This is a genomic window from Staphylococcus intermedius NCTC 11048 (assembly GCF_002902385.1).
GTDB lineage: Bacteria > Bacillota > Bacilli > Staphylococcales > Staphylococcaceae > Staphylococcus > Staphylococcus intermedius.
Window position 1 is genome coordinate 1 of sequence record NZ_PPQH01000093.1, and the last position, 5,978, is coordinate 5,978.

Below are 5,978 nucleotides of genomic sequence, written 5' to 3' on the forward strand. Positions count from 1 at the left end.
GACCGTCCAATTTTTACTTTTTTGAATAAGGTGTTATGATGTATATGATTATATGGTTTCGTTAGTGTGGTGCTTTCTGATAATCATATAATTTATCATTGACTATCAAGTAGTGAATGGTCTTTAACAAGCGATTGATACTCGCTATTACGGCAGTCTTGTGGGGTTTCCCATGAGGCTGCTCTCTTAATTTGTAATAATAATCCACAATATGGCTTTGATAATGATTTCTTCCCCTAATAATGTTCATAATGATTAAGTACAATAAACGTCTTGCTTTTTTATTTCCTCTTTTGTTGATCGTATCCCTACTTTTTGAAGTTCCTGAGTGATACCGTTTAATATCAATACCTACAAATGCATTCAATTGTTTATTTGTTTTAAAATTTCTAATATCACCAAGCTCCCCAATAAGCAATGCAGCTGTAAGTTCTCCGATGCCAGGAATTGAAATAATGTTTTCAAACTCAGTCGTATTTTTTGCTAGATTAATCATTTCCTGATCAAATACTTTCTTTTCTTCTATCGCAATAAGCAGTTTGTCACATAGGTATTGGACTTTTTTTATGAGAAAAGAAGACTTGTCCACATTCGTAAAACTATTATTCTTGATCTCAATTAATTTTTGGGCATACTTGTGAGCTTTATTAACTGAAATGCCTTTATCAGTTGAATGAAGCACCTTTTCGACTAATTCATCATCAGACAACATGCTTACATAATCAGGATGAGGAAATGTGTTAGCTATATTTAATGCGATTTTTGAATATCTGTTAGTAAATAACTTTTCTAACCCTGGAAATGTTTGATGTAGTGTTTCGACTAACTCAACTTTGAGACGATTTTGGTTCGTTTCCATTTCTAAGTGAAAGCGTGCACGTTCTCTCAGTTCAAAGTATATTTCTTCAGACTGACGTTGTACCTTTGAATCTTTCATTCTAAAGGCAAGAAGTGCAAGTTTATGTGCGTCTGATTTATCTGTTTTCCATGCTCTTAATGAACTCATTTTGAACTTGGCTTCTAGGGGATTCATTTCTAAGTAATCTATTTTGTGAACTGCACAGAAGCGTTTCATGCCCCTTGAATAAATACCTGTTGATTCAAAGAGGATAAATAGGGAATCAAGATGCTTGATATAATTTTCAAGATGACGATAGCCATTTTGATTATTTTGAATGACCAATTCTTTAACCAAAACTTCATCCTTATAATGTGCGACCACACTTTCTGACTTACTTACATCAATGCCTAAACAGTTGATAAAAATCATACCTTTCTTTATTGAATTGAGAAGATTTTAACTTTACTTAGCCTTTTTCATTTCATTTTCCTATACACGGTTTCTAGAACCCAACATACTTCAATCGAATTTCAAAAGGAGAGTAAAGCTGATCAGTTTATTTTACGGATTCAAAGATCCACGGAGCTGGTCGATCTACTTCTCTCTACAACTATAAAAAATAGCTGTGAAGAAATCTATCGTCATAAATTTCTTCACAGCTAATCTTAGTATGTTTATTTTGATATATGTCTCATCAACACGCCATTTATAATAAGCTTTTTTATGCTTTTTCTTCCAAATTTGATACAAAATAGGAGCGTATTCTTGAACCCAACGATAGATCGTTGAATGATGAACATTAATACCACGTTCTCTTAATATTTCAGCTATATCACGGTAACTAAGTGCATATCTTAAGTAGTAGCCAACGGCTACAGTTATGACGTCTTTATTAAATTGTTTATATCTGAAATAGTTCATATAGAATGCTCCTTTTTATTAAAATTATACTACATATTTAACTTTGCAACAGAACCTTTTTCTGAAGCCAAACGTAAAGAAGCTACTCAAAAGTGCAATATAATAAAACCTTTTATCTTGGGAAATCAATCTTTATCAAGTATTTCTAAAAATTTGGAATACTATTGAAAAAGGCTCCTATGATGTAATTATGGACAAATTATTCGATAATAAACATAAAGGAGCTGATAAAAATGTCCAATTTATCTAAACGTTATTCTCATGAATTCAAAGAATCGATTGTTTCTCTTCATCAGACCGGTCGGTCTGCTAACTCTTTATCTAAGGAATACGGTGTAAGTGTCTCATCTATTACACTTTGGATTAAACAAGCTGATTCAAACGATACAAGTGTCTTATCTGTAAATGAAAAACAGCTTATAAAAGAAAATAAAAGATTAAAAGCAGAAAATGATATTTTAAAGCGAGCGGCGGTGCTTTTGGCAAAAAGTTAATAGATAAAGGCAGAGAAGTTGTGCTTAAGGTGATTCGAAATAATCTCAATTCGGGGCACCTTATTTCTTTTGTTCTGCGTTGTTTAAAAGTACCGCGTTCCACTTATTATGCATTTTTGAATTGGAAACCAGGTCAAAGACTCCCTAGAAGGACATTCGTCAAAGAAAAAGTCCTTTCTTATTGGCTTGAAAGTCCAATATATGGTTATCCAAGACTTACTAAAACCATTAATCATAAGCACGCTCTGGACGTTAGTAGACGCTTAGTTCATCAATTAATGTGTGAACTGGGTATACGTTCAAGAATGGTAAAAAAGATCAATAAACCAAAGTCTTATGTTACTGAAGCGCAAAGACCTAACTTAGTTAAAAAGAAAGTTGACCAGTTAAACGTATTATTAACAGATATTACATATATAAGAGTTAAACAGAAATGGTTTTATTTAGCGAGTCTTTATAATCCTAGAACCCGAAGGGTCATAGCTCACAAAGTCAGTGGAAATATGACCAAAGAGTTAGCCACAAGTGTTATAGAAAAAACTAAAATTAAACAACTAGGAATCAATATTATCCATAGTGATATGGGGAGTCAGTATACAAGTGATTTATTTGAAAAGACGCTCGTTCAGTATGGCGTTAAGCATTCCTATTCCCGTAAAGGTTGTCCTGGAGATAATGCAAGAATTGAGAGCTTTCACTCCATACTTAAAAGAGAATATACGAACGCTCAGAGTTTTGAATCCATACATGAAGTCATAGCTGGTATCGATCAATATATACGTTGGTACAATAATGAAAGAATATCACTTGTAGCGTAGCTACAAAAAGAGCATTTATAGATTTTTAAACGACCTTTTATCAAGGTTTATTTAGTGATGGCAAAATTCATATTAATATCAGATTTAACTAAAGCACTGAGATGTAAATCCAATGAATATTACTAATAATTAATATCAGACGTAATTAGAGATTTTATTCGATATTTTCTGTCCATATTCTTGACATAGGAGCCATTTTTTATTTAAGAACTATTTAATAAATCTATATTACTATGCTAATTGTAAATAAACTATTTATTAAACGTAATTCAACTTATCAGAAGTGGATATGCTTACGTATACACAGATGGTATAATAGTGGATTAGCTTATCTCTCAGGCGTCAATTGACGTAGAGAGAAGGTGCATATCAATGTTCGAAGTTTTTGTTCACATCACGACCACAGTCATTAGCGGTTGAATCGTTACTTTGTTTGCGTATTGGCTCCGTAACAGTAACGCTAAGTAAATAGGCGACAATAGCACACCATAGTGGGTATAAATGCAAAATTTTAAGGAATTGATTTTTTAAATCTTAATATCTAATGTATTATTTAAAATTATATTATCAATTTATGGAAGATTACTTTCAACTTCTTATAACTATATTTTCGAGACCTTTAGCTTGTATCATTTCTTTCATTTTTATATCAGTATTACCAAAGTTTTTATCTCTTACGGGTGTTGTATCTTCTTTTACTAAACTGTTATTTTTAGCATGAGTTTCATTACTCGTTCTAAAAATTAATGTACTACCTATCAAAATTGATACCACATTATAAAAAATTAACATATAATATTTATTTTTTAATATATAAAACTCTCTCCTTCTATAGGAATTATTATTATTATAAAAAATGGGGTTAAAATAAAACTTTTGCAATTCTCTCTTCACTATAATTACTATCCCTTTCTAAGTGATGTAAATAAATCATCGTTGTGCTTATATTTGAGTGTCTTAATAATTGCTGTGTTTCTTCTAATGTCCCACCATTTAATAAATTTAAAGTAGCAGCAGAGTGTCTTAAACTGTGCGCTGTTAAACGCTTGCTGTCAAAACCTGCATTTATAAAGCGTTTCTTTACTATACCACTTATACTTCTGGTGGTTAGTGAACAATTACGATTGTTATTACTATTTGATACAAACAAACTGTTGGGTGCAAAGTTTAATAATTTACGATAATTTGATATTGCTTCAACAACTTCTAAAGGCAATTTTACATAATCATTTTTGGAATCCTTACCTTTACCTTGTATATATAATACCGTGTTTGGACCTATTTTACAGATATCTTCAGCGAGAGCACGGGAAACTTCGATAGTCCTTAACCCTCCTGTAACCATTAAAGTTATAATAGCGTAATCTCTTGCGCCAGATAAGGTATTAGTATCGATATGATTTAATATAGATTTAATATCTTTGGCTGTTAAATAATCTTTTTGGATATTTTGATCAATTTTTCCTCCTTTTATATTGTGAGCGATATTTGGATATAGCTCTTCTTGATTAGTCCATTTAAAAAATAATCGAATAGCAGCAACATAATTTTTTATCGTTGTTCCTTTTCGCCCTAAAATTTTTAAATCTTTCTTGAAAGAAATAATATTTTCTCTACACGGGAATTGAATATGATTCTTGTTGAGATAATTAAAAAATTGTTTTAGTCCTTGTTCGTAGGTGTCAATTTTGGAGTTATATGGCAGTTATTTTTTCTATTTGGCATTATGCCGTATTCAAAATTTATATATCTTATGTTACAATTCATTCAAATATATATTTGAATGAGGTGTATTATGATTCAAACTATTGTAACTGCTACTATTCTTTATATTGCTACGGCAGTTGATTTATTAGTGATTTTATTAATATTTTTTGCTAGAGCAAAGACTAGAAAAGAATCTAGAGATATTTATATTGGTCAGTATTTAGGGTCTATTATTTTAATATTAGTTAGTTTGTTTTTAGCTTTTGTGTTAAATTATGTTCCAGAAAAGTGGATATTAGGTTTATTAGGTTTAATACCAATTTATCTTGGGGTTAAGGTGGCTATTTATGATGATTGTGAAGGAGAAAAAAGAGCTAAAAAAGAACTGAGTGAAAAAGGATTATCTAAATTAGTTGGTACGGTTGCAATCGTTACGATAGCAAGTTGTGGTGCTGATAATATTGGTTTATTTGTTCCGTATTTTGTGACACTAAGTCTTACTAATTTATTAATCACTTTGTTTGTCTTTTTAATTTTAATTTTCTTCTTGGTATTTACTGCACAAAAACTAGCTAATATCCCAAGAATCGGAGAAATTATTGAGAAGTTTAGTCGTTGGATTATGGCTATTATTTATATAGCTTTAGGATTATTTATTATCATTGAAAATGACACTATTCAAACAATTTTAGGATTTATATTTTAATATAAGGTGTGGTTTTATATGAGTTATGAAAATACTTGTGATGTGCTCTGTGTGCACGAGTCTAAAGTTAATAATGCGTTAAGTTTTTTAAAAGAAGAAAAATCACAAAAACTTATTAATACTTTATTAAAAATAAGTGATGAGAATAAATTAAAAATCATACTTTCTCTGCTTAAAGAAGATGAACTCTGTGTATGTGATTTATCTATAACATTAAATATGAGTGTAGCTTCAACATCACATCATTTGCGAAGTTTATACAAAAGCGATGTACTTAATTTTTATAAAGATGGGAAAATGGCATATTATTATATTAAAGATACAGAAATGAAATCATTATTAATGAAATGCATAGACTGTATTTAAAAGAAACGCTCGCATTAAGCGAGCGTTTCTCAGACTGTCGACAAAGTCCTACGGACTTGTCGGCATTTTTTATTTCTTTAATATTTGTTTAATAACCTTTTCCCATTTTTTGTATAATAATAGTA

The 5,978-nt window shown here is 30.5% G+C and carries 6 protein-coding genes and 1 pseudogene; 3 read left to right on the forward strand and 4 right to left on the reverse strand.

Annotation, left to right across the window (positions count from 1 at the left end):
• Positions 1–61: 61 nt before the first annotated feature.
• Complete coding sequence (locus CD138_RS12645) at positions 62–1,261, reverse strand: IS110 family RNA-guided transposase (RefSeq protein WP_280523364.1); 1,200 nt, start codon at positions 1,259–1,261, stop codon at positions 62–64.
• Positions 1,262–1,516: 255 nt separating this feature from the next.
• A pseudogene (locus CD138_RS12650) lies at positions 1,517–1,762 on the reverse strand (transposase domain-containing protein); the annotation flags it as partial.
• Positions 1,763–1,995: 233 nt separating this feature from the next.
• On the opposite strand from CD138_RS12650, the gene CD138_RS12660 reads away from it, so the two are divergent.
• Positions 1,996–3,074 (forward strand): IS3 family transposase gene (locus CD138_RS12660; protein WP_103266003.1). Its coding sequence is split into 2 segments (ribosomal slippage): positions 1,996–2,227 and positions 2,227–3,074, totalling 1,080 coding nucleotides; the frame shifts between segments, so codons are not numbered across the junction.
• 588 nt (positions 3,075–3,662) lie between these two features.
• Here CD138_RS12660 and CD138_RS12665 read toward each other — a convergent pair.
• Together CD138_RS12665 and CD138_RS12670 are read right to left on the reverse strand one after the other, a co-directional pair.
• Positions 3,663–3,866, reverse strand: coding sequence for a hypothetical protein (locus tag CD138_RS12665; RefSeq protein ID WP_096560260.1), 204 nt, complete (start codon positions 3,864–3,866; stop codon positions 3,663–3,665).
• A 70-nt stretch (positions 3,867–3,936) separates the two neighbouring features.
• On the reverse strand, positions 3,937–4,779 hold the full coding sequence (locus CD138_RS12670) for a tyrosine-type recombinase/integrase (RefSeq protein ID WP_202898891.1): 843 nt from the start codon (positions 4,777–4,779) through the stop codon (positions 3,937–3,939).
• A gap of 90 nt (positions 4,780–4,869) precedes the next feature.
• Here CD138_RS12670 and CD138_RS12675 point away from each other — a divergent pair, with 90 nt between their 5' ends.
• Together CD138_RS12675 and CD138_RS12680 are read left to right on the forward strand one after the other, a co-directional pair.
• Complete coding sequence (locus tag CD138_RS12675) at positions 4,870–5,487, forward strand: CadD family cadmium resistance transporter (protein ID WP_019168782.1); 618 nt, start codon at positions 4,870–4,872, stop codon at positions 5,485–5,487.
• An 18-nt stretch (positions 5,488–5,505) separates the two neighbouring features.
• A complete protein-coding gene (locus tag CD138_RS12680) occupies positions 5,506–5,853 on the forward strand; it encodes an ArsR/SmtB family transcription factor (protein WP_019168781.1) in 348 nt (115 codons plus the stop codon).
• Positions 5,854–5,978 lie beyond the last annotated feature (125 nt).